Origin of the sequence: Acidithiobacillus sp. HP-11 (genome assembly GCF_015100075.1) — a bacterium.
GTDB lineage: Bacteria > Pseudomonadota > Gammaproteobacteria > Acidithiobacillales > Acidithiobacillaceae > Acidithiobacillus > Acidithiobacillus thiooxidans.
In genome coordinates, this window is the sequence record NZ_JACKYY010000036.1 from 13456 (window position 1) to 34336 (window position 20881).

General features: G+C 52.7%; 19 protein-coding genes. 8 read left to right on the top strand and 11 right to left on the bottom strand.

Translation table 11 applies throughout. The features are described 5' to 3' along the window. Positions 1-60: 60 nt before the first annotated feature. Both purM and purN read left to right on the top strand, forming a co-directional pair. Complete coding sequence (purM, locus tag H7F08_RS10960; protein WP_193640565.1) at positions 61-1098, top strand: phosphoribosylformylglycinamidine cyclo-ligase; 1038 nt, start codon at positions 61-63, stop codon at positions 1096-1098. Then, positions 1091-1762, top strand: a complete 672-nt coding sequence (gene purN / locus H7F08_RS10965) for a phosphoribosylglycinamide formyltransferase (RefSeq protein ID WP_193640566.1) — start codon at positions 1091-1093, stop codon at positions 1760-1762. The genes purM and purN overlap by 8 nt, the downstream gene beginning before the upstream one ends. A 7-nt stretch (positions 1763-1769) precedes the next feature. On the opposite strand, the gene H7F08_RS10970 is transcribed toward purN, so the two are convergent. Together H7F08_RS10970 and H7F08_RS10975 are read right to left on the bottom strand one after the other, a co-directional pair. Then, a complete protein-coding gene (locus H7F08_RS10970; RefSeq protein ID WP_157999031.1) occupies positions 1770-2426 on the bottom strand; it encodes an SIMPL domain-containing protein in 657 nt (218 codons plus the stop codon). Positions 2427-2495: 69 nt separating this feature from the next. Continuing rightward, complete coding sequence (locus H7F08_RS10975) at positions 2496-3098, bottom strand: cytochrome b/b6 domain-containing protein (protein WP_193640567.1); 603 nt, start codon at positions 3096-3098, stop codon at positions 2496-2498. Between the two features lie 189 nt (positions 3099-3287). On the opposite strand from H7F08_RS10975, the gene ppsA reads away from it, so the two are divergent. Genes ppsA through H7F08_RS10990 form a run of 3 tightly spaced genes read left to right on the top strand, consistent with a single transcriptional unit; the run spans position 3288 to position 8751 of the window. Further along, the gene (ppsA, locus tag H7F08_RS10980; protein ID WP_193640568.1) at positions 3288-5693 is read left to right on the top strand and encodes a phosphoenolpyruvate synthase; all 2406 of its coding nucleotides are present in this window, start codon (positions 3288-3290) and stop codon (positions 5691-5693) included. Further along, positions 5690-7213, top strand: a complete 1524-nt coding sequence (gene gpmI, locus H7F08_RS10985) for a 2,3-bisphosphoglycerate-independent phosphoglycerate mutase (RefSeq protein ID WP_193640569.1) — start codon at positions 5690-5692, stop codon at positions 7211-7213. Before ppsA ends, gpmI begins: the two co-directional genes overlap by 4 nt. Beyond that, positions 7210-8751, top strand: a complete 1542-nt coding sequence (locus H7F08_RS10990; RefSeq protein WP_077273617.1) for an MFS transporter — start codon at positions 7210-7212, stop codon at positions 8749-8751. The genes gpmI and H7F08_RS10990 overlap by 4 nt, the downstream gene beginning before the upstream one ends. A 75-nt stretch (positions 8752-8826) precedes the next feature. Here H7F08_RS10990 and H7F08_RS10995 read toward each other — a convergent pair whose 3' ends face one another. Together H7F08_RS10995 and H7F08_RS11000 are read right to left on the bottom strand one after the other, a co-directional pair. Continuing rightward, positions 8827-9216, bottom strand: coding sequence for a hypothetical protein (locus tag H7F08_RS10995; RefSeq protein WP_193640570.1), 390 nt, complete (start codon positions 9214-9216; stop codon positions 8827-8829). Positions 9217-9220: 4 nt separating this feature from the next. Continuing rightward, positions 9221-9643, bottom strand: a complete 423-nt coding sequence (locus H7F08_RS11000; protein ID WP_142088697.1) for a DUF423 domain-containing protein — start codon at positions 9641-9643, stop codon at positions 9221-9223. A gap of 177 nt (positions 9644-9820) precedes the next feature. Between H7F08_RS11000 and H7F08_RS11005 the strand changes: the two genes are divergently transcribed. Next, on the top strand, positions 9821-10864 hold the full coding sequence (locus H7F08_RS11005) for a complex I NDUFA9 subunit family protein (protein ID WP_193640571.1): 1044 nt from the start codon (positions 9821-9823) through the stop codon (positions 10862-10864). 126 nt (positions 10865-10990) lie between these two features. On the opposite strand, the gene H7F08_RS11010 is transcribed toward H7F08_RS11005, so the two are convergent. From H7F08_RS11010 to H7F08_RS11025, 4 genes are read right to left on the bottom strand one after another with little or no spacing between them, the layout of a single operon-like run. Further along, positions 10991-11410 (bottom strand): tetratricopeptide repeat protein, encoded by a 420-nt coding sequence (locus tag H7F08_RS11010; RefSeq protein WP_193640572.1) that lies wholly within the window; start codon positions 11408-11410, stop codon positions 10991-10993. A gap of 4 nt (positions 11411-11414) precedes the next feature. Next, a complete protein-coding gene (mdoH, locus tag H7F08_RS11015; protein WP_226842653.1) occupies positions 11415-13499 on the bottom strand; it encodes a glucans biosynthesis glucosyltransferase MdoH in 2085 nt (694 codons plus the stop codon). A gap of 1 nt (position 13500) precedes the next feature. Beyond that, positions 13501-14004: a hypothetical protein gene (locus H7F08_RS11020; protein ID WP_193640573.1), complete on the bottom strand. Its 504-nt coding sequence runs from the start codon at positions 14002-14004 to the stop codon at positions 13501-13503. 5 nt (positions 14005-14009) lie between these two features. Further along, positions 14010-15437, bottom strand: coding sequence for a glucan biosynthesis protein (locus H7F08_RS11025; RefSeq protein WP_226986214.1), 1428 nt, complete (start codon positions 15435-15437; stop codon positions 14010-14012). Positions 15438-15901: 464 nt separating this feature from the next. On the opposite strand from H7F08_RS11025, the gene H7F08_RS11030 reads away from it, so the two are divergent. After that, entirely contained in the window at positions 15902-17329 is a 1428-nt protein-coding gene (locus H7F08_RS11030) for a dihydrolipoyl dehydrogenase family protein (protein ID WP_193640575.1), read from the top strand. Between the two features lie 20 nt (positions 17330-17349). Here H7F08_RS11030 and H7F08_RS11035 read toward each other — a convergent pair whose 3' ends face one another. From H7F08_RS11035 to H7F08_RS11045, 3 genes are read right to left on the bottom strand one after another with little or no spacing between them, the layout of a single operon-like run. Continuing rightward, the gene (locus H7F08_RS11035; protein ID WP_010639171.1) at positions 17350-17826 is read right to left on the bottom strand and encodes a CopD family protein; all 477 of its coding nucleotides are present in this window, start codon (positions 17824-17826) and stop codon (positions 17350-17352) included. Beyond that, positions 17823-18506, bottom strand: coding sequence for an alpha/beta hydrolase (locus H7F08_RS11040; RefSeq protein WP_010639173.1), 684 nt, complete (start codon positions 18504-18506; stop codon positions 17823-17825). Before H7F08_RS11040 ends, H7F08_RS11035 begins: the two co-directional genes overlap by 4 nt. Then, the gene (locus H7F08_RS11045) at positions 18493-19824 is read right to left on the bottom strand and encodes a sigma-54 interaction domain-containing protein (protein WP_010639175.1); all 1332 of its coding nucleotides are present in this window, start codon (positions 19822-19824) and stop codon (positions 18493-18495) included. The genes H7F08_RS11040 and H7F08_RS11045 overlap by 14 nt, the downstream gene beginning before the upstream one ends. A 254-nt stretch (positions 19825-20078) precedes the next feature. Between H7F08_RS11045 and H7F08_RS11050 the strand changes: the two genes are divergently transcribed. After that, positions 20079-20801, top strand: a complete 723-nt coding sequence (locus H7F08_RS11050; protein WP_193640576.1) for an MBL fold metallo-hydrolase — start codon at positions 20079-20081, stop codon at positions 20799-20801. Positions 20802-20881 lie beyond the last annotated feature (80 nt).

Here is a 20881-nt window from a genome sequence, read left to right on the forward strand (position 1 = left end):
TCTTTTGACAGCAGCCAGCCCCCCTCATAACATGACCCGAAATTGACGGAGGAACTTGCTGTGGACAGCCTCAAACCGCTTAGCTATCGCAGTGCAGGAGTCAACATTGACGCAGGAAATGCGCTGGTTGACCGGATCAAACCCCTTGCCCGCAGCACCCACCGCCCCGGGGTGCTGGGCGGCATCGGTGGCTTTGGTGGACTTTTTGAATTGCCCAGCGGTTATCGCGAACCGGTTCTGGTTTCCGGAACCGATGGCGTCGGCACCAAATTGCTGCTGGCCCTGGAAGCCCAGCAGCATGATGGGATTGGCATTGATCTGGTAGCCATGTGTGTCAACGACATCCTGGTTTCCGGCGCTGAACCCCTCTGGTTTTTGGATTACTACGCCTGCGGACAACTGGACACGGCGGTAGCCGAAGCCGTCATCACCGGAATTGCCGAAGGCTGCCGTCAGGCGGGCTGTGCCCTACTGGGCGGCGAAACCGCCGAAATGCCCGGTATGTACCCCGGCGGTCATTATGACCTGGCGGGCTTCGCGGTCGGCATCGTCGAAAAAAACGAAATATTGAGCAGTGATGCCTGTCAGGAAGGGGATGCCCTTATCGGCATCGCCTCATCCGGCGCCCACAGTAATGGCTACTCCCTCATTCGTGAAATTCTGGTCCGCAGTGGTGCTCATGCGCATATTCAGTTAAATGGCGAAGCCCTGGTCGAACTCCTGCTACGTCCCACCCGGATTTACGTGCAGGCAATCCAGAATCTGCGTAAGGTCGTCAGCGTTCATGCTCTCGCTCACATTACCGGCGGTGGCCTCACTGAAAACCTGCCGCGCTCCCTGCCCGCCCAGCTGAGCGCCCACATCAACCCCCAAAGTTGGCAAATCCCTACGCTGTTTCAGTGGTTGCAGGAGCAAGGTCAAGTCAGTACCGAAGAAATGCGGCGGGTATTCAACCTCGGCATTGGCATGGTCGCCATCGTCCCCTGGGAATCCCGGCAAAACGCTCTGGAATCCCTGCAGGCCAGCGGGGAGCAAGCGTATGTCATTGGTCAGCTTGCCCTCCGTCAGACCGATAACGGGGTAGTTTTTCTTGACTAAAAAACTGGTGCTGCTGATTTCCGGTCGCGGCAGCAATTTACAAAGCATCCTGCGGGCCTGTCAGACCGGACAAATAGCCGATGCGGAAATCGCCGCAGTCATCAGCAATCGGGCCGAAGCCCCAGGACTGATGATGGCTCAGGCAGCAGGTATCCCCACCGAAGTCACAGACCATCGTGACTTTCCCAGTCGCGCCGAGTTTGATACTGCGCTGCAGCAGCAGATTGACCGCTACGCTCCGGATCTGGTGGTACTTGCCGGTTTCATGCGGCAACTGACAGATACTTTTGTAGGACACTATCTGGGACGGCTGGTCAACATTCACCCTTCCCTGCTGCCCGCCTTTCCCGGTCTGCATACCCATGCCCGCGCCATCGCTCAAGGTGTCTGCTGGCACGGTGCCAGCGTCCATTTTGTCATCCCGGAACTGGACGCCGGCCCGGTCATCATTCAGGCTGCCGTACCTGTCCATACGGATGACGACCCGGCCAGGCTGGCGGCAAGAGTTCTTGCTGCCGAACACGAAATTTATCCCCGGGCATTGAGCGCCGTTCTGAGCGGCTGGTGCAGCCTGAAGGAAGGTCGGGTGCGTTGGTCAGAACCTGTTCCTTTCTGCGCAGATACAGCCGTCAATCCGGTTTTTACAAGACCGTCATCTCCCTGAAAGTCTGTCACTGTCCATTCAGACAATGCACTGAACCGGAAACCTCCACAGACATCGCCGATTCACCGGGCGCACTGGCCACGGGAGTACGCGCCGCCATCATCATCACTGGCCCGGGAGAACTGCGTAACGTATTAATCTGTACGGAATTCAGCACGCTTTGCGCATAACCAAAATCCTTGCAAAAGTTATTCGCACGCTGCTTAAAGCGCTGAATAGCCTGATGGGCTGCTGCTGTTGCAGCGCTTTCACGGGCACTTTCAGTAGGGGCAGCCTGCATGGAAACCAGCTCCAGACGGGATTGTAAATCTCCCAGGAGCTGATCCAGCCGGGAGGATTGTGGAGCGCTGACCTGCAAAGTCTGCTGTACGGTCCAGCCATCGGGCTTACCATCCACATAATCACGTTGCGTGTGATAATTCATCGTCTGCGCCTGGACATGATCAGCTTTCCCCGTCTGCTGTAAGGCCCAACGCATTTTTGCGTTCACTTTTTGCCCCAGATCTGCAGCATTTGGCCCGGTTGCACTGGCCTGCAACTGCGCAACCATGAGCGTATTGGGCACATGGTAAGCTTGTTGCACGCTGAGATTTATTTCCTGGGCAGCCGTACCCGCTGAAGCCGCCAGTGAAACAGGGAATAATCCCCACAGTAAAATTTTCATTGCATTTTTCATTTAGTTTCTCGCTCCATTCAGTGACTGATGCATGCACCCGTTCGCCAGTGTTAACAACTAACTACCCAGACGGAAAATATCAAGAATGCGATCGCGGCGCAGCAAATGCACACTAAACATCCCCACATGCCCAATCCAGTAAGCCCATACCAGATTGGACAAAGCTTTATGCAAAGGGATTAGAGTTTGCAGCACCGCTCCAGGGGGCGTGCCTCCCTGGGGTAAAAAGAAAAAAATTACCATACCGGTAAGGGCCATCCAACTGACCAGAAGCAGACCAAGCCCATGGATCAGGGCAGCAAGTCCAGAAGCTGGGCCGGGAGATTGAAGTTTTCCGTGCAAAAGTAACCGAAGGTCATTAAAAACCGGTTGCCAGGAACCCATTAATGGAAAAAATTGCTGGCGTACCCTTGCGGAAGTGGCAATCCAGAGCCACTGCCAGAGCAGGAAAAGTGCAGTAGTCAAACCCACCCAGGCATGAAAGCTGAACAGTAACTGGGTGAAACTGGCATAATCTGCGTGTTGCCAATCGGGTGTCATCCATAAGGAGGAAAACAGTTGAATGGTTACACCGACAGCAATACTGGCGTGAAGCCAGCGTGCCTCCGGTGGCCACAGATTTTCCCTACCAGCACCAGAGTCTGAGCTATTTCTTTTCAAAGAGATAATTCCATAATTTGCCATGCGTCAGACATGAAAACATAGCCCACATCCATTTTAAGGACCTTCGCCATTGCTCCGGCAATCATACCAGAGAGCCTCCAATAAAAAGCAACAGCTTGTCCACAGCCATTTCCTTGACTATCTTTTATTCAGAGTGTTTACTCTGATTTATCTGGAGAAAATCTTATGACTGCGAAATACATACGTTTTTTTAATGAAATTCGCATAGAAGATGTGCCCTTGGTCGGTGGTAAAAACGCTTCTCTGGGAGAGATGTATCGCCAACTCACGCCGCAGGGAGTGAAAGTACCCAACGGCTTTGCCATTACCGGCGACGCCTATCACTATCTGCTGGATCAGGCCGGTGCCTGGTCAAAGCTGCATGAGGCACTGGACGGCCTCGACCCCGATAATGTTCGCGATCTGGCCAAACGGGGTGCCAAGGCTCGGGAAATTGTCTACAGCGCGCCCCTTCCCGAAGATTTGCAAACCGAAATTTTGGCCGCTTACGCCCAATTACGTCAGGAATACGGAGATACGCTGTCTTTGGCCGTGCGTTCTTCTGCCACCGCAGAAGACCTGCCTACGGCCAGTTTCGCTGGACAGCAGGATACTTATCTGAACATTTCCGGTGCGGCCGCTTTGCTGGATGCCTGTCGTCGCTGCTTTGCCAGCCTGTTTACCGACCGGGCCATTCATTATCGCGTTGATCAGGGCTTTGATCATTTCAAGGTGGCCCTATCGATTGTCATCATGAAAATGGTGCGCTCCGATCTCGCCACCAGCGGCGTCATGTTTTCACTGGACACTGAAACTGGTTTTAGAGATGCCGTCTTTATTACGGCATCCTGGGGTCTGGGTGAAAATGTTGTCCAGGGAACCGTCAATCCCGATGAATATTATGTCTTCAAACCCACCTTCCAGAAGGGAAAAAAGGCAGTTTTGCGCAGGGTTCTCGGCAGCAAAAAAATCAAGATGATTTATACCGAGGGAGACACCCGCCATGGGACCCGCAATGTACCGACACATCTCGATGAACAGGAACGCTTTTGTTTGAAGGATGAGGATATATTCATTCTCGCCGATTACGCCATCAAAATTGAAAATCACTACAGCCAGAAAATGGGCGAAAGCCGACCCATGGACATGGAGTGGGCAAAAGACGGACTGGATGGGGCTATTTACATGGTGCAGGCCCGACCGGAAACCGTTGCCTCGCAAAAGAAGGGACAAATTCTGGAGGAGTATATTCTGGGTGAACACGGAAAACGTCTTGGCAGCGGCCGGGCCGTGGGCAGTAAAATTGCTGCCGGACCCGTCCGGATTATTCGTAGTCTTGAACATCTCGCCGAGTTTCGCCCAGGTGAAATACTGGTAGCAGACACCACCACGCCCGATTGGGAGCCGGTCATGAAAAATGCAGCGGCGGTGATCACCAATCGCGGCGGACGAACCTGCCACGCTGCCATCATTGCCCGTGAACTGGGGATACCGGCGGTAGTCGGCGCAGAAACAGCCACCGAAATACTGCACGACGGTGAGCCGGTCACAGTTTCCTGTGCGGAAGGCGATATGGGAAATATTTATGGGGGTCAATTGCCATTTACCGTTCAGCATACCGACCTGGCCGCACTTCCCCGACCCAAAACCAAAATCATGATCAATCTGGGCAACCCGGAAATTGCTTTCCAGACGGCTAATCTCCCCAGCGATGGTATTGGTCTGGCGCGGATGGAATTCATCATCAGCAATACCATCAAGGCGCACCCCATGGCTTTGCTCTACCCGGAAAAGGTCAAAGACCCGCAGGAGCGTCTGGCCCTGGCGAAGCTCACCCAAGGCTACACGCAGCCCCAGGATTTTTTTGTGGAACGGCTATCAGAGGGCATCGGCACCCTGGCTGCCGCTTTTTATCCCAAACCGGTAGTGGTCCGTATGTCTGATTTCAAAAGCAACGAGTATGCCTCATTGCTTGGAGGTCGCGGCTTCGAACCCGAAGAAGACAACCCCATGCTGGGCTTTCGCGGTGCTTCCCGCTATGCACATCCAGCGTACAAAGAAGGTTTTCATCTGGAATGCCTGGCCATGAAAAGAGTGCGAGAAACCATGGGCCTGGATAATGTCATTTTGATGCTGCCTTTTGTACGCCGCGTGCAGGAAGCCGACGACGTTCTTGCGCAAATGGCAGAATTTGGCCTGAAGCGCGGCGAAAATGGCCTGAAAATTTATGCCATGTGCGAAGTCCCCAACAATGTGCTTTTGATTGATGCGTTTGCCCAACGCTTTGACGGATTCTCCATTGGCAGCAATGATCTCACCCAACTCACGCTCGGAGTGGATCGGGATTCGGAAATTGTCGCCTTTGACTACGACGAGCGCGACGAAGGCGTGAAAACTATGATCCGCCTCGCTGTGGATGGCTGTAAACGGCATGGTATCCACTCTGGAATTTGTGGTCAGGCGCCTTCAGACTATCCGGAAATGGCTGAGTTTCTGGTCGATATTGGCATTGAATCCATGAGCCTCAACCCGGATTCCGTACTGAAAACCACCCTGCATGTTCTGGAACTGGAAAAGCGAGAAGCCTCTTGAATATTCAACCCGTGCTGTTAGTCATTTTTGATGGTTTCGGCCTGAACCCCAATCGGGCCTACAACGGCTGGGCGCAAGCCCATACGCCACATCTGGATCATTATTTTGCCAGTTATCCCCATACCGCCCTGCAGGCATCCGGGCGGGCTGTGGGTCTGCCCGACGGACAATTTGGAAATTCAGAGGTCGGTCATTTGACTTTGGGTTCAGGGCGCATTCTGCTTCAGGACATGGTCCGCATATCGGACAGTCTGGCTGATGGCAGTTTTTCCAGCATTCAGAATTGGCAAAATATTTTGCAAAATACCCGGCGCCTGCATCTGGTCGGGATGGTCTCCGATGGCGGTGTGCATTCTCATATTGACCATTTGCTGGAGATTCTCCCTCTGGTGGTACAGGCAGGTGTAGAACCGATTATCCACATGATTACGGATGGGCGGGACACCGCCCCGCAATGTGCAGATGTTTTCGTCCAGATTCTGGAAAAGCGCCTGCAAGAACTGGGCAGCGGCAAAATTGCCAGCATCTGTGGCCGCTATACCGCCATGGATCGTGCCAGTCATTGGGATCGCACCCAAAAAGCCTGGGCCGCCTTGCTGAAAGGTGAGGGACTTCAGTCAGCAAACGCCCTATCGGCTGTTCAGGAAGCCTGGCGACGCGGGGAAGGAGATGAATTTATTCAACCCACCGTCATCGGCAAGCCCCAGGAAAACCGGATTGCCGCCGATGAACCCGTATTCTTTTTCAACTTTCGCTCTGACCGCATGCGGCAACTGAGCGCCGCCGTGGCCATGCCCGAATTTGAACATTTTGATCGCGGTTCAGAACAGGCCAGAACCGCCCTTTGCATGACTTCCTACAATGACGCCTATCCCTTTCCGGTCCTGTTCCCGCCGGAAATCCCGACAAAAGTTTTGGCGGAAGTCATCAGTGACGCCGGCCTGCAACAATTCCACTGCGCAGAAACGGAAAAATATGCGCATGTCACCTATTTTTTTAACGGTGGCCGCGAAGAACCCTTTTCGGGGGAGGATCGCGAGATCCTCCCATCGCCACAGGTAGCCACCTATGATCTCCAGCCCGAAATGAGTGCGGCAAAAGTCGCAGATCGTATCATTGCAGCACTGGAAGGCGACCAATATCACTTTGTTATTGTCAATTTTGCCAATGGTGACATGGTCGGTCATACCGCCAAAATCCCGGCCATTCTCCGTGCGGTAGAAACGCTTGATCTCCAATTTCATCGGATTACCCAGGTAGCTCTTCAGCACGGTTTCAAAATCATCCTCACGGCTGATCACGGCAATTGCGATGAAATGGTGGATCCAGTGACCGGTGAGCCTCATACCCAGCACACGGTCTATCCCGTCCCCATGCTCCTGATTGGCCACGAAGGTGTAAAATTGGGAATTGGCCGGGGCACCGCCGATATTGCGCCAACGATTCTTGATCTCATGGGACTTTCCCAGCCGTCCGAAATGACGGGGAAAAGCCTGATTCTCCGGGACAAGCCGCGTTGAATCCAGATCCAAGCGCCGACATTCACGCAAGTACTGCCAATGCCACTGGATTAAAAAACCCTACTGCGTCACCTGTGGATTCTTCGCACCTTATTCATCCCGATCATGCCGCAATGACCGCCATACTCGACAACAGCCCGATGTTGCTGATCCACTATCGGATTTGGGCCTTGTCCACAGGGGGCACTTTATTGAGTGGGGTTTCCATGTTTTTGCTGGGTGTCACCCTGCCACTGGTAATTCCCCGCCTGCACATGCCTGCCAGCAGTGTCGGCATGGTGGCTGCCATGCTCATGGGGGGAACCGTCATCGGTGCCCTGTTGGGCGGACATATTGCCGATCGTTGGGGGCGCAAACCGGTCATGATCAGCGATATGATTTTGTTGATCATTGCCGCCACATTAGCGGCACTTGCACCCAATGCCACCATTCTGACCCAGGCGGAACTGTTGCTGGGTATCGGTGTCGGCATGGACTTTCCAGTCGCCAGCAGCTATCTGGCAGAATTCATGCCTCAGGGACGCCGGGGCAGAATGATGGCTGCTTCCATCGCTATTCAGTCCGTCGGCATGTTGGCGGGCGTCGCCTTGGCCATTCTCCTGCTGCAAAATGCCCGGACTGGCGATGATACCTGGCGTTGGTTACTGGCCGCAGAAATTCTGGTGGTGCTTCCCTATCTGATCGGCCGCCTGGGCCTGCCCGAAAGTGTACGTTGGTGCATGGGACATGGCCGCAATGCCCAGGCCGCCAAAATTCTCACCCGCTTTGCTCCCGACCAGAAAAAACAACTGCTGCAGATTGCCCAACGCCTGGGTAGAAAACATCATCATGTTGCCAAAATTCTGCCAGGTCATCGCCTGGGTATCGCGACGTTATTTGCCCCGGAATATCGTCGGCGGACCCTGCTGGTGACCCTTCCCTGGTTTTTTATGGACATCGCTACTTATGGTATTGGCCTGTTTACCACGATTCTGCTCGGCAGTATGCGCAGCGATCTGCCCGCATTAAGCTCTACCTTGGGACGGGATCTCAGCAACGCATTGGATAGTGGCAAGGTGGACCTGTTCCTGCTACTGGGTTCGCTGCTGTCGCTCTGGGCAGTTCCCAAACTGGGACGCATTCATATGCAACTCATTGGGTTTTTCGGCATGATCCTGGGAATGACTCTTCTGCTGATTGCTGCACATCAGCATGCAGAAAATGTCATTCAAAAATATTACATGATCCTCGGCGGCTTTATGCTTTTCAATTTATTCATGACGATGGGTCCCAATGCCACCACCTTCATTTTACCAACCGAAATGTATCCTACACAGGTACGCGCCTTTGGTGCCGGATTTGCCGCTGCAATTGCCAAAATAGGCGCCACCATCAGTGTGTTTTTATTGCCACTCATTCAGGCAAACTGGGGCCTTTCAGCCGTGTTGCTGCTCATGATTCTGGTGAGCCTGCTTGGCCTGGGAATGACCTGGATCTTCCGGGTCCAGGGCCATGGCAAAACCCTCGAAGAACATCATGGCCCGGAGGTACCACAATAGCCTCTGCACCCAAACCTGAATACGGCAGTTGGTCTGGGAGCTTTGCAGCAACTTTGGTCCGCACCCTGCTAATGCCTATTCCCGTCGCATTTCCACGCGGCGCTGCCAGGCCAGAATGGCGTCAACCACTTCCTGATCAAAGTCACGGCTTTCATGCTCCTTGATCAATTTGCGAACCCATTCTACCTGACTACTGATTTCAAAGGTTTTCTGTATATCTGCAAAATACGGATCATTTTCTAGGTAACAGTTTTCCTGCAAAGTACTCCGCTTTATTTTCAGCGGCTTAGCCAATTCTGATAGACAAATAACCAGTTTGGAGCGAATTTCAGTGACTGTATATTTTTGAACCCCTTTAATCGTGCCACTATAAGGTACATGTTCGACGACCCAGAATACGTCACCGATTTCAGCGTCCGCAAAATCCAGTTGTTTATGATAAGCGTCATTTTTGGCAATAAGCATTACATTACTCCTTCACTTGCATGGATGCCCGCCAGAGGCCGACAGCGAGAAGCAACCAGGCGAAAATCCACGCTGTGCCACCCAAAGGGGCAAAAATTGCCCAGAATGACTGGCCGGTAATGACCAGCAAATAAAGTCCCCCGCTGAAAAAAAGCACACCAAGAGCCATCAACAACGCCGAAGCACAAAGCAGCCTTCTTCTACCCCATAATCGAATCAAAATACCCAGCAGAACCAGGCCTAATGCATTATAAATCTGAAAACGCACGGCAATATCGTACACATGCAAACTTTGCCTGCTCACCTGCCCAGCGACCAGATGGTCACCAGCCGCACCGGCAATAATAGCCAGCCCCACCAGCAAAGCACCTAACGCAGAAATTTGCCCCCCCCTGCGGGCACCGTTTTGAATACCACATTCCGCCATTCCTTTCTCCTGGTTCTGTACCTCGCAGTTTCCGGGCATAACCCGCCCATCAGCCATGTGCAGCCAAATCTATTCTCTTATAGCCTACCTTCATGCCCTGATTCAAACTTTCTGCAGCATCGGGGCAGGCTAGCTGTGCTATGCTCTGGCTGATAATTTGCGGAGGAGTATAAGCTCATGGCAACACATAAAATCTGTATTCTTGGTGGCACGGGTTTTGTCGGCCGACATCTGGCGGAGCACCTCAGTCAGGATGGGCACCAGATTCGCATTCTGACCCGCAATCGGGAGCGTAACCGCGAAAACCTGCTGGTTCTGCCACAGGTCGAGGTTGTTGAATGTAATGTGCATAACCCTATTGCGCTGGAGCAGCAACTGAAAGGACGGGATGTAGTCATCAATCTGGTGGGCATCCTTAACGAAAACCGTCCGGGGCGCACCGATTATCCGCCCGAACGACATGGTGATTTTGAAAAAAACCATATTGAGCTTCCCCGTCTGGTCGCTAATCTTTGTGGACATCTGGGCATTCCCCGGCTCCTGCATATGAGCGCCCTCGGTGCCAACCCCATTGCCCCCAGTGCCTACCTGCGCTCCAAAGGTATCGGTGAAGAAATCATCCGTCAGTCTGGCGAAAACAGCGCCAAAAACGGCTATTTCAATTATCTGAATGGTCCGAAATTACTCTGGGGACGCGGTCTTAAAGTGACTTCATTTCGTCCTTCGATCATATTTGGTGAAGGGGACAGCTTCTTCAATCGCTTTGCTCAACTGCTGCGCAATATTCCTTTCTTTTTACCCATGGCCGGCACTGAGGCCAAAATGCAGCCGGTGTGGATTGAAGATGTAGTGAGTGCATTTGTGCAGTCCATAGACGACGAAAAAACGTATGGCAAGGCTTTTGATCTCTGCGGTCCCAAGGTCTATACCCTGGGTGAGTTGATTGCTTATACCCAAAGCCTGATTGGCACGCATCGCAAGGTGATTGCGCTCTGTCCTTTATTGGGCAACCTGCAAGCGGGACTGATGGAAAAACTGCCGGGCAAGGTGCTGACGCGTGACAATTTGAAGTCATTGTCCGTAGATAACATTTCCAGCAAAAAGGATTTGCAGGAAGTGTTTGGTATTCAGGCTACAGCCATTGAAAGTATCGTACCGACTTATCTGGGCGGCACAGGTCAGCATACCGAACGCTTATCAGCAATCCGTAACCGCCGCTAAAACTGCAGCAAACAACCCTTGCCTGGCGGGCTCGGATACTTCCGGACGGGGAATAGACCTTGTCAGGGGCAATCAGGCTGCCCGCTTAAGCCACTAAAAGCTCTTGGTAGATTTGCCATTTTCAGCTTAGTGGCTAGCGGCACCCTGGTCGCCCTGCCCAAAGTTTTTAATGAGCTCCTCGGCGAGTTCAGTGGGGACTTCACCGAGAATCGCCGTCATCCCGGCATGAGCACGCGTATCACCCTGCGCTGCGGCGAGACTGAATAACTCGTAAGCGCAGGATAAATCCTTGCGTAAGCCCTGCCCTTGATAAAACAGCAAGCCCAGATTGAATTGCGCGGGTGCATCATTCTGGTCTGCCGCTGCACTATACCAGCGCGCAGCTTCCTGATAATCCTGAGGGACCTCAGACCCTTCGGCGTATTTCACGCCCATATTGAACTGGGCTACGGGATCTCCTGCCTGGGCACGGGCGCGGAGATCATCCAGATCATTGCGGATGCCAGCCAAAGCCATGAGATCAAGGGTTTCACCATTTTTTGCCATAGGGTTATTGTCCTGCCTGATCGATCAGATCCTGATCGTCACTCTTCACGCCCCAGGCCGTCAAGCGTTCCCGGTCATTCATGGACCAGACAGCCCGGTGTAGAGACAGCATGGAGTTGCGATCACTCAAGAGGATATTACGCTCGCGATTACTGAGTTGCTGGGGGCCTTCTTCCAGAGCCTTGTGGCAAAGACTGGCAGCACGCGGCCATAATCCGGTGCGATTGCGCTGCAAGGCGCTGTGAATGGCATTAAAGCGAGGATCAACTACGACCTGCACAAAAGCATCTCCCTCAATGTGCGGAAGATAGGCCACACTGTCACTATCCAATGACTGCAATTCTTCGGGGACGATGACCTCCTCGGGAATCACAAACAGGCGATGCTGGCGTGCCCAGCGTCCCAGCCCAGGGCGACTGGTCCATGCGCCCAAAGGCACGGCGGCGACCAGACCACCCAAAATTGGAACCAACCAGACAAAATGCCAGAAACCCAAAAAGGGGTACAGAGCAACTGCCAGCACCAGCCCCAGTGCCGAACACCAACCAAAAAAACGCAGGGCTACTGACCAGCTGGTTTCCTGGTCACCACGCACCTGAGCCCCCCAACGTACGCCCTTCCCCATGAGGGTTTGAATGACAAACTGACTATGAAAAGCCATCCGGATAGGGGCCATCAAAACCGAAAACAAACTCTCGACCAGCATGCTCAGAATAAGATGAGACAATCCCCCAAACTGCTGGCGGCGACCAGGCTGACGGGCCACCCAAAGAACGGCCATCCACTTGGGTGAAAGCAGTAAAACAGCCGTCACCCCAAACAACCAGAACGGTAAGGGATCAATGCCACTTCCCCAATGAAAAGGGGTGACCGTATCATCATTCCCTCCACCAGCCCAATGCAGGGAACCCAACGCGCCAAGAATCAAAAACAGTCCCCAGAGCGGTGCCGCCAGAAAAGACATGGCCCCGTTGATGAAAAGGAAGCGGTGGGCAGAACGCAAGCCCTCCCCGGCCAATAAACGCAGATGTTGCAGATTGCCCTGCGCCCAGCGTCTATCCCGTTTCAAATCATCAATCAGGGTGGGAGGAACTTCCTCATAACTACCTGACAGACTGGGTACAAACCACACTTCCCAGCCATTTCTGGCCATCAGTGCCGCTTCGACAAAATCATGACTGAGCAAGGGTCCACCCAGAGGAGGCCGACCGGGTAATACGGGCAAGGCGCAAAATTCGGTGAACGGGGCAGTTCGCAAAATGGCATTATGACCAATGTAATGCCCGTCACCCAACTGCCAGAAACGCAATCCGGCGCTGAAAATCGGGCCATACAGATGCTGCGCAAATTGTTGCAGACGGGCATATAAGGTTTCCCGATTGACGGCCACCGGCTGGGTCTGAATGATACCGACCTGCGGATTTCCTTCCATCATTTCCAGCATGCGATAGAGGGTTTCACCGTTCATGACACTATCAGCGTCCAGCACTACCATATATTCGTAAGCGCGGCCCCAGCGTCTGCAAAAATCAGCGACATTGCCACTTTTGGCTTTATTATTAACTGGTCGCCTTCGATAATGTATTTTGCCAAAGGCATCCAGCGACTCACAAAGCGCCGACCAGACCAGTTCTTCACGTAACCAGACATCAGGATTGCGGGTATCACTGAGCAGAAAAAACTCAAAATGGGCCAAGGCCCCAGCCCGCTGCAAGGATTTGAAAGTGGCCTGTAGCCCGGCAGCCACCCGCTCCACTTCTTCATTATAAATGGGCATGAGAATCGCCACTTTATTCTGTGGGAGGGGCTCAGCCAGGCGGAGTTCGGGGCTACCGGGGGCGGTATCAGTACGCCCGCTCATCAGCAGAATAAAGCCAACCAGTGCTGTCCAGAAGCCTGCAGAAATCCAGGCAAACAGCATGGAAAATATGATGAGAGTAGGTATTTCCAACCAGAGCGGCAAGCGATCGGCAAGAACCTGATCCAGCATCAGGCCTGCACTACAGGCCGGCAAAATAATAAAAGCACTTAACCAATAACGTCGGTACCGGCTGATGGTTTCCCACTGCCGGGCCATAGCCCGTGCCAATTCAGACTTCTCCGGTCAGAATACGGCGGCTCGTCAATACCTTGCTGCGGCTAAACAATGTCTGCCACAGGCGCGATGCGGCAGCCAGCCAGGAACGATTTATGGGAAGAGAGGCCATATTGCTGCGCTGAATGGCAGGCGCTACCTGCTGCTGTAGCCAACGGCATGATCGGGCATCCTGGGCCGCATTTGCAGTCATGCGCAGGGAAAGATCGAGGCGGGCATCCAGCTCATCCCCATTTCCCAGAGTCGCCAGTGCCTGATGCAGACTGGCAAAAGCCCGGGCATAAAGCGCATCCTGATGGGTTTCCACGCCTTGCAATTGGCTGATCACCTGACCACGTATCCATAAACGCTGGGCATCGGTTAACGCCAGATACGCCATATACCGCTCCACACGAGCAAGAACGGGTGCGCTATTTGCGACGACCAGGGCCTCTGCTGTACAACCTGCCAGCCACTCACCCGCAGGATTGACGCTGTAGCTTGATTCATCTTTAAACATTACACCTACTCCTTTGCCGCATGAAGAAGATAAGTCCAGGTATTGGTCATAACCTGCTTATCGAGGGTTAAATAACAACGCACATTACTGGGTGAAGCCGTTTGCGGCTGTATGACTGCAATCACCCGCCAAAAATGATCCTTAGCATCCCATTCCAGCTTTTGGCTCAAAATCTGAGCCCCGTTTTCAGCCGTGAGATGGGCTTTAACAGGCATATTCCCGGGTAATTTCGTCAGAGCACCACCGCCAAAATCAATAACGACCGTACGCGCTCCGGCGGTTTTCGGGTCATCGCCAAGATAGGTTCCGACGGGATGGGCCAAAGGAATCAGGCCATGGTTATCCAGAAAGAAACGCAAGTTGTAGGCAAAATGCAGGGGCGTTTTCGGAGCGGGTTCCTGATCCGGAACCCAGAAAACATCAATATTGTCCATGTCCCGGTTATTGGTAGGCAGCTCAACGAGACGTACCTGACCCTTTCCCCAGTCTCCTACCGGTTGTACCCAAACACTGGGACGGCGCTGGTATTGGGTTTCAATACCCTGATAGGCGGAAAAATCACGATCTTCCTGAATCAGACCGAAGCCTACGGGGTGATCCATGCTGTAGGTCGTAGTCTGAATTTGCAGGGGATTATCAATAGGGCGGGTCAACCACTCGCCATCACCATTGGCCATGACCAGATCGCTGGAATCATGCTGTGCAGGATGCCAGTCGCCGGCGGTAATCCCACGACCATGACCGTGCCAGTACATGCTGGTCAAAGGCGCCAGTTCAAGCACCTGTACGGGTTTACGCAAATATATGGTGGCCTGCACCTGTACCTTCGTACTGTCACCAGTCTGGATGGTGAAGCGGTAAGCACCTGTGGCTACTGGACTGTCCATAAGCGCATAAACCACCATATCCTGCGCACCGGCTTGCGGCTTTTCCAGCCAGATCTCTTTGAAGTAAGGGAATATTTCTCCAGACGGTTGGGCCGTATCAATACCCAGACCGCGTGCTGAAGTGCCATAAACGGCATGTTTACCCACCGCACGAAAGTAGGTTGCGCCCAAAAAGGAAATAAATTCGTTATAGTTCGGCGGCGTATTCAGGGGCGCTAACAAGCGGAATCCGGCATAACCCAGGTCACTCGGCAGATCAGCGGGAACCTTTAAATTACCAAAACTGAAGTCTCCGAGATTAAAAGGGATGGGTCGCACCTTGCCATTGACCACTTCGCGGATGACTTCAGGCTGATGAAACCAGGAACCGGGCAGGTAAAATTGTGCCTGAAAAGGCGTATTCTCGTTCTGCCACAAAGGTCTCGTGTCCTGAATCTGACTGTACTGTTCAGGGCTTAGATTTTTGAGAAAGGCAGGAATCGGCAAAGGCTTGGGATTATAATGCGTGTCTACCAGTGCCTGGGCCTTGGACTCTACGTTCTGCATGTTAAAATCATTCGCCGACGCCGCAATGCTGAAGGCCCAGCCTGACAGGCTGAGCGCAATAGCAGAAGCAAGCTTCAAGGAGGAATAATTATGAGATAAATAGTTCATGGTGATGGTTAAGCAATTCTTGTACCAAAATATTAACTATATGTTTATAATTTACTTTTTTTGAATGCCCTGATATTTTTGTCGCCTCTGCCCGACGCAGAATGCCGAAATCAGCCATAAAAAATGCTATGGATAATGCCGTCATTCATCAATAATTTTGCGGACAAGATCTAACCCGCTGAAAGTATTAATTTATCTAAATTTCCTGTTAAACTGATGCAACTTTGCGCGACACCAAACCGTAACCGTAACAAAAACCTTCTCGTCGCCGAAAAACAACAGGAAATTTAATTACCGCAAAATACTTCATAAACTACTTTTGAAATATTTTTCAACCGAATGATAAGGATGGACTTATGAGCAATTATCAAGTAGACATCACCATTATTGGCAGCGGGCCAGGCGGCTATCGTGCGGCAGTTCTGGCGGCTTTACGTGGCCAAAAAGTGGCGATTATTGAAAGTGCTACCTGGGGCGGAACCTGCCTCAACCGTGGTTGTGTTCCCAAAAAGGATTGGCACGAAACGGCCAAATGGATTGAACAAAGCCGGCATTTTGCCAAACGCGGTGTCATCGGCACTGACCTGAAAGGAGACATGGCTCAAGCCTGGGAACACCAGCACCAGGTAGTCGAGTCCGTTCGCAACAGTTATGTGGATTACCTCAAACGTCTGGGGGTGCAACTGTTGGCAGGAACCGGCAGCTTTGTAGATGCCCGGCATATTAGCGTTGATAGTCCAACTGGCAGCAGCCAGATACAAACGCGGTACACAATTATTGCAACGGGATCCACCCCTGCCCTTCCCGAGGGCATCCAGACCATTCCTGGAAAAGTGCTCACCAGCGACATGCTTTATGACGACGGAGCTCCGGCGGGCAAGCGCGTTATACTGATTGGCGGCGGCGTAATCGGCACAGAGTTTGCGTATATTTTTGATCAGCTGGATAAAGACGTGCAATGGCTGGTGAACTCCGCCTCACTGGCCCATACCCAATTTTCACCACAAGCCAAGGATACCCTGAAAGCCGCCCTCAACGCCCTGGATATTAAGGCCGTAGAGCATTTTCGCGTAGCACGCATTGCCGGGGATGATCAAGGCGTGACGGTTTTTGCAGAAGACGGGCAATCCGTACAGGGCGACTGGGTACTATTGGCAACCGGGCGTAAGGCTTTCACCCAGGGCCTGGGTCTGGAAAATACGGCTGTGGAACTTGATGAAAAAGGCTTTGTACAAGCAGATGAACACCTGGAAACCGCAGAACCGGGTATTTTTGCCCTTGGGGATGTAGTGGGCCCGATCATGAATGCCAATCAGGCTCTGAGCGACGCCCAAATCATCATTCACAACCTGCTCAGTGAAGAAAAACTGGAGCGGAATCCAGCCTGGGTACCGGAACTGGTTTATTCAGCGGTAGAGCTGGCGCGCATTGGCCTGGATGATGACACAGCAGAAGACCAAGGTTATGAACCAGCCGTAGGCTTCGCGGCGTTTGAAACCTCGCCAAGGGCATTGGGTCAGGATGACACAGCAGGTTTCGTGCGACTGCTCGCTGATATGGATAGTGGTGAGTTATTGGGCGGCGAAATTATTGGCCGGGATGCCGGAGAACTGATTCATCTGCTCGCCAACAGTGGCGATCGCCAAGAAGCGCTGCGCCGTATTGCCGAAATACGTGTCAACCATCCATCCCGCGCCGAAGAACTGGTCAACGCCACCGAAACACTGGCAGCCCGCTGGGGACTGGAAGAACAGATTTTTGGATCTGCGGAATCATCTGATTAGGCATCGAAACTCAGCCACTATCACCAGGGCGTGCCAAACACGCCCCATATCCCCACCAGAATGACAATAAAAGACAGCACAAGATTGGTGCTGGCCAGCATTCGCACCTGACCCAGGGCTTTGGAACCCGCCTGCCAGTCCTCATCACGTACCGCCCGGCGCAGCCGTTTGAGTGGTGCAAAATAAGTGTGCAGAACAATCATCACCATGATCGTGCCTAATACCACCATGATCCATTCGGGGATGGTCAGAGCGGCAAATCCCCCGTAGAAAACGAACACCATGCTATAACCCGTGAGCAATAACAGGAAAGCCGCGAGCAACATCCAGAAAAAGAAACGGCGCAGCAACACATGCATCAAGGCAATACGCGTACTGTTCTGCGTGATTTCTTTTTTCAGGGTCGGGGCCAGCACCATCGTCACAAAAAACAGGCCGCCAATCCAGACAATCACCGCGAGTATATGTACAAACTGCTCAATCCAGAGGGTATTCATGATTTTTTCAAATTTCCTTGCATGACTATGCTGTCCAAAAATTTCCGTGCGTCCACAAGCTCTACCGCACAAATACTATGATCCATGGGATAAATATGGGTACTGAGAGCGTACCCCAGGGATTCCATGATGTCGCGGGCAATTTCCATATATTCCAAAGGCAGAACGGTATCGGAACGACCATGCCCCCAGAAAATCGGAGTCACCTGAGCGGACTGAGGAAGCGTCTGGCGAAGCGGTAAATAGGCGCTGAAAGCCAGCACAGCTGCCGCCGGACAAGCATGATGAAAAGCCAAATAAAGCGCCATCGCCCCGCCCTGGGAAAACCCGCCCAGTATCAAGGGCTGAGTACCTGCCTGCTGCTGTTCATGCTCCATCAGCGCAGCGAGGCGAGTCGCCATGTGTTCCATTCCCGCTGCATCTTCGCCAGAATCCCGACCCAGCCCATAAATATCATACCAGGCCCGCATTGGCCGCCCGCCATTGAGAGTGACCGGACGTACTGGAGCATCGGGGAGAACCCATCGAAACTGTTTTTCCGGATCGACAAAGTCTGCGAGGGGAGCAAGGTCTTCTTTGGATGCGCCCAGGCCATGCATCAACATAATGCAGGGGGCCTCTTGCTGCGCTGCGGCTCGGATCCACAAGCCTTCGGGCCAGATATTTTCATTCAAGACCATGTGCTTCCTTCAAGGCATCCAGCTTACGATAAAGGGTGCGCTCACTGACACCCAGCCGGGCGGCCAGACTGCGTCGATCCCCGCCAAAAGCACTCCGCGCCCATCGTAAATACTGGGCCTCCAGATCAGCCAAGGGAACAATGGCATCCAAGCCGGAAATTTTGGCATGATTATCCTGTTTGGGCGGCGTGCCTTGCTCTTGCAGGGCCAGGGGCAGATGCTGGGGGAGTATCCAATGTTCATCGGCCATCAGCGCCGCGCGTTCAAGAATGTTGCGCAACTCGCGGATGTTGCCCGGAAAAGTGTATTGACCCAGCAACTGTAGAGTATCAGCGTGCAGTTGCAGCCCCTTGGCTGCCGGGATGCGCTGCAAAATGGCTGCGGCCAGCAAGGGAATATCATCCAGACGATCCCGCAACGCCGGTAAAGCAATGGGGAACGTGTTGATACGATAATAAAGATCCTGACGGAAACGCTCCTCTGCGACCATTTTTTCCAGATGACGGTGCGTTGCTGAAATCAGTCGAAACCGGGAACGAATCGGTTCAACCCCCCCTACCCTGCGAAACGTGCCGGTTTCCAGAAGCCGCAACAATTTCACCTGAAGGTTAAGAGGAATGTCACCCACTTCGTCCAGAAACAAGGTTCCCCCATTGGCGGCTTCAACCAAACCGGTTTTTCGGGAATGGGCACCCGTAAATGCGCCTTTTTCATGACCAAACAATTCGCTTTCAAAAAGTGTTTCCGGCAAACCGGAGCAATCGACGGTGATGAAGGGTCCGTGACTGAGATGACTGGCCTGATGTACCGCCGCTGCAGCCAGTTCCTTGCCGGTTCCGGATTCCCCCAGAAGGAGCACTGCCGCATCACCGGGAGCTACCCGTCGAATGAGGCGCACTACCTCCCGCCAGGCCTCCGATTGGCCGACCATAGCCGGTGTCCCATGCGTTGCGTCTGCGGGGGTCACATTCAGCAATTCAAGAAAATAAACGACTTCGGCGCGTTCATTACGAATAGGGTACAAATCAATTTGGGTATTTCCCGAGGTATGGGAATGGACTACATGCTGATCCACGCCCGTCTGCTGACAGTTGTCCAGAGGACAGTGATTACCACTTTGCTGACAGGCAAACCCCGCCTCGGCCATAATTTCCGCACAACGTCGACCCTGCAGGGGTTTGCCATCGCCAAAAGCGCGCCGGTAGGCCTGATTGGCGGCCAATACTGTATAGTCGGCGCACAAAAGTACTGCCGGAGTACTAAAACAATCCAGTAATGAAGTCATTTCAGGTCGCAATTGTTTCAGTAAATCAGTCATAAACCTCCCGCCGCAGCACCTGCGCACTGACAATTGTAGCAGTCTCTGCCAAATCGTCTATGTCATTTTTGACAGTTTACGGGTGTGCGGCTGCAGGGGCACTAGGCCTTCAGAAAAATATACCGCCCAAATTTCAAATATTACATTGAAATAATGATGTTTTTTCATAAAAAGGATATCCGCATACAAACTCCTGAAAATGGCACAGAGTTTGCTGATGCTCTGACGTCCGGTGGCAACTGACGGTGGAGCAGATGATTTTTAGACAACTATGTGATTCCCAAAAAGGCGCACTCAGCTATTTGCTGGGTGATCCCGTCACTCGGGAAGCCGTCATTATTGATCCGGTGCCTGCGCTTTTGGAAAGTTTCGCACTATTTATTCAGGAGCGGGGCCTCATCCTGACGTACATATTGCAGACCCACCATGAGGTCGAACAGATGAGTGCGGCAGAAGAGCTGAAGACGGCCACCGGGGCGCGGGTGCTGGCTCATGAAAGTAATACAAACAGTCAGATTGATCTGCGTTTGCGCCATGGCGATCGCCTTTATTTTGGCGAAGAAAGCCTGCAGGTTTTGCATACTCCCGGACAAAGTCCCTGCGCCCTCACTTACCATTGGGAGGATCGCCTGTTTACTGGAAAAACCTTATTGGTCAACAGCACCCTGCCCTGCCCCAGCACAGATGATACGCGAGTACTTTATCAAAGTATTACTCAACAATTAATGACATTTCCAGGAGAAACCCTGGTATACCCCGGTCTCGAAACCAAGGAAAGACGCCTGACGAGCATTGAAGAAGTCCGCCGCAAAGACAACTGGTTCCATAACCAAAATGGACATCGGGAAATTTTTCAAAAGTATTCCCGCCTGTTCACCAATAGCACCAGTAAAAGCAGTAACGCAGTAAAAAAACCGGCTCCTCGCTACTTGGAGTGGATACGAGGGTACGGTAGTCTTAGGGCATTGCTGATCTAGGGAAGGTTAATGATGGACGAAGACAAGCTGTTTACCTTGGCGTTGGGGTTGGTTCCGCCGTGGATGGTGGACGATGTGAC

Excerpts from the sequence above, each read along its gene's own strand:
- H7F08_RS10970 (WP_157999031.1), bottom strand. The coding sequence starts at position 2,426 with ATGAAAATTTTACTGTGGGGATTATTCCCTGTTTCACTGGCGGCTTCA.
- ppsA (WP_193640568.1), top strand. The coding sequence starts at position 3,288 with ATGACTGCGAAATACATACGTTTTTTTAATGAAATTCGCATAGAAGAT.
- H7F08_RS10995 (WP_193640570.1), bottom strand. The coding sequence starts at position 9,216 with ATGCTTATTGCCAAAAATGACGCTTATCATAAACAACTGGATTTTGCG.
- H7F08_RS11000 (WP_142088697.1), bottom strand. The coding sequence starts at position 9,643 with ATGGCGGAATGTGGTATTCAAAACGGTGCCCGCAGGGGGGGGCAAATT.
- H7F08_RS11005 (WP_193640571.1), top strand. The coding sequence starts at position 9,821 with ATGGCAACACATAAAATCTGTATTCTTGGTGGCACGGGTTTTGTCGGC.
- H7F08_RS11010 (WP_193640572.1), bottom strand. The coding sequence starts at position 11,410 with ATGGCAAAAAATGGTGAAACCCTTGATCTCATGGCTTTGGCTGGCATC.
- H7F08_RS11020 (WP_193640573.1), bottom strand. The coding sequence starts at position 14,004 with ATGTTTAAAGATGAATCAAGCTACAGCGTCAATCCTGCGGGTGAGTGG.
- H7F08_RS11025 (WP_226986214.1), bottom strand. The coding sequence starts at position 15,437 with ATGCAGAACGTAGAGTCCAAGGCCCAGGCACTGGTAGACACGCATTAT.
- H7F08_RS11030 (WP_193640575.1), top strand. The coding sequence starts at position 15,902 with ATGAGCAATTATCAAGTAGACATCACCATTATTGGCAGCGGGCCAGGC.
- H7F08_RS11035 (WP_010639171.1), bottom strand. The coding sequence starts at position 17,826 with ATGAATACCCTCTGGATTGAGCAGTTTGTACATATACTCGCGGTGATT.
- H7F08_RS11040 (WP_010639173.1), bottom strand. The coding sequence starts at position 18,506 with ATGGTCTTGAATGAAAATATCTGGCCCGAAGGCTTGTGGATCCGAGCC.
- H7F08_RS11045 (WP_010639175.1), bottom strand. The coding sequence starts at position 19,824 with ATGACTGATTTACTGAAACAATTGCGACCTGAAATGACTTCATTACTG.
- H7F08_RS11050 (WP_193640576.1), top strand. The coding sequence starts at position 20,079 with ATGATTTTTAGACAACTATGTGATTCCCAAAAAGGCGCACTCAGCTAT.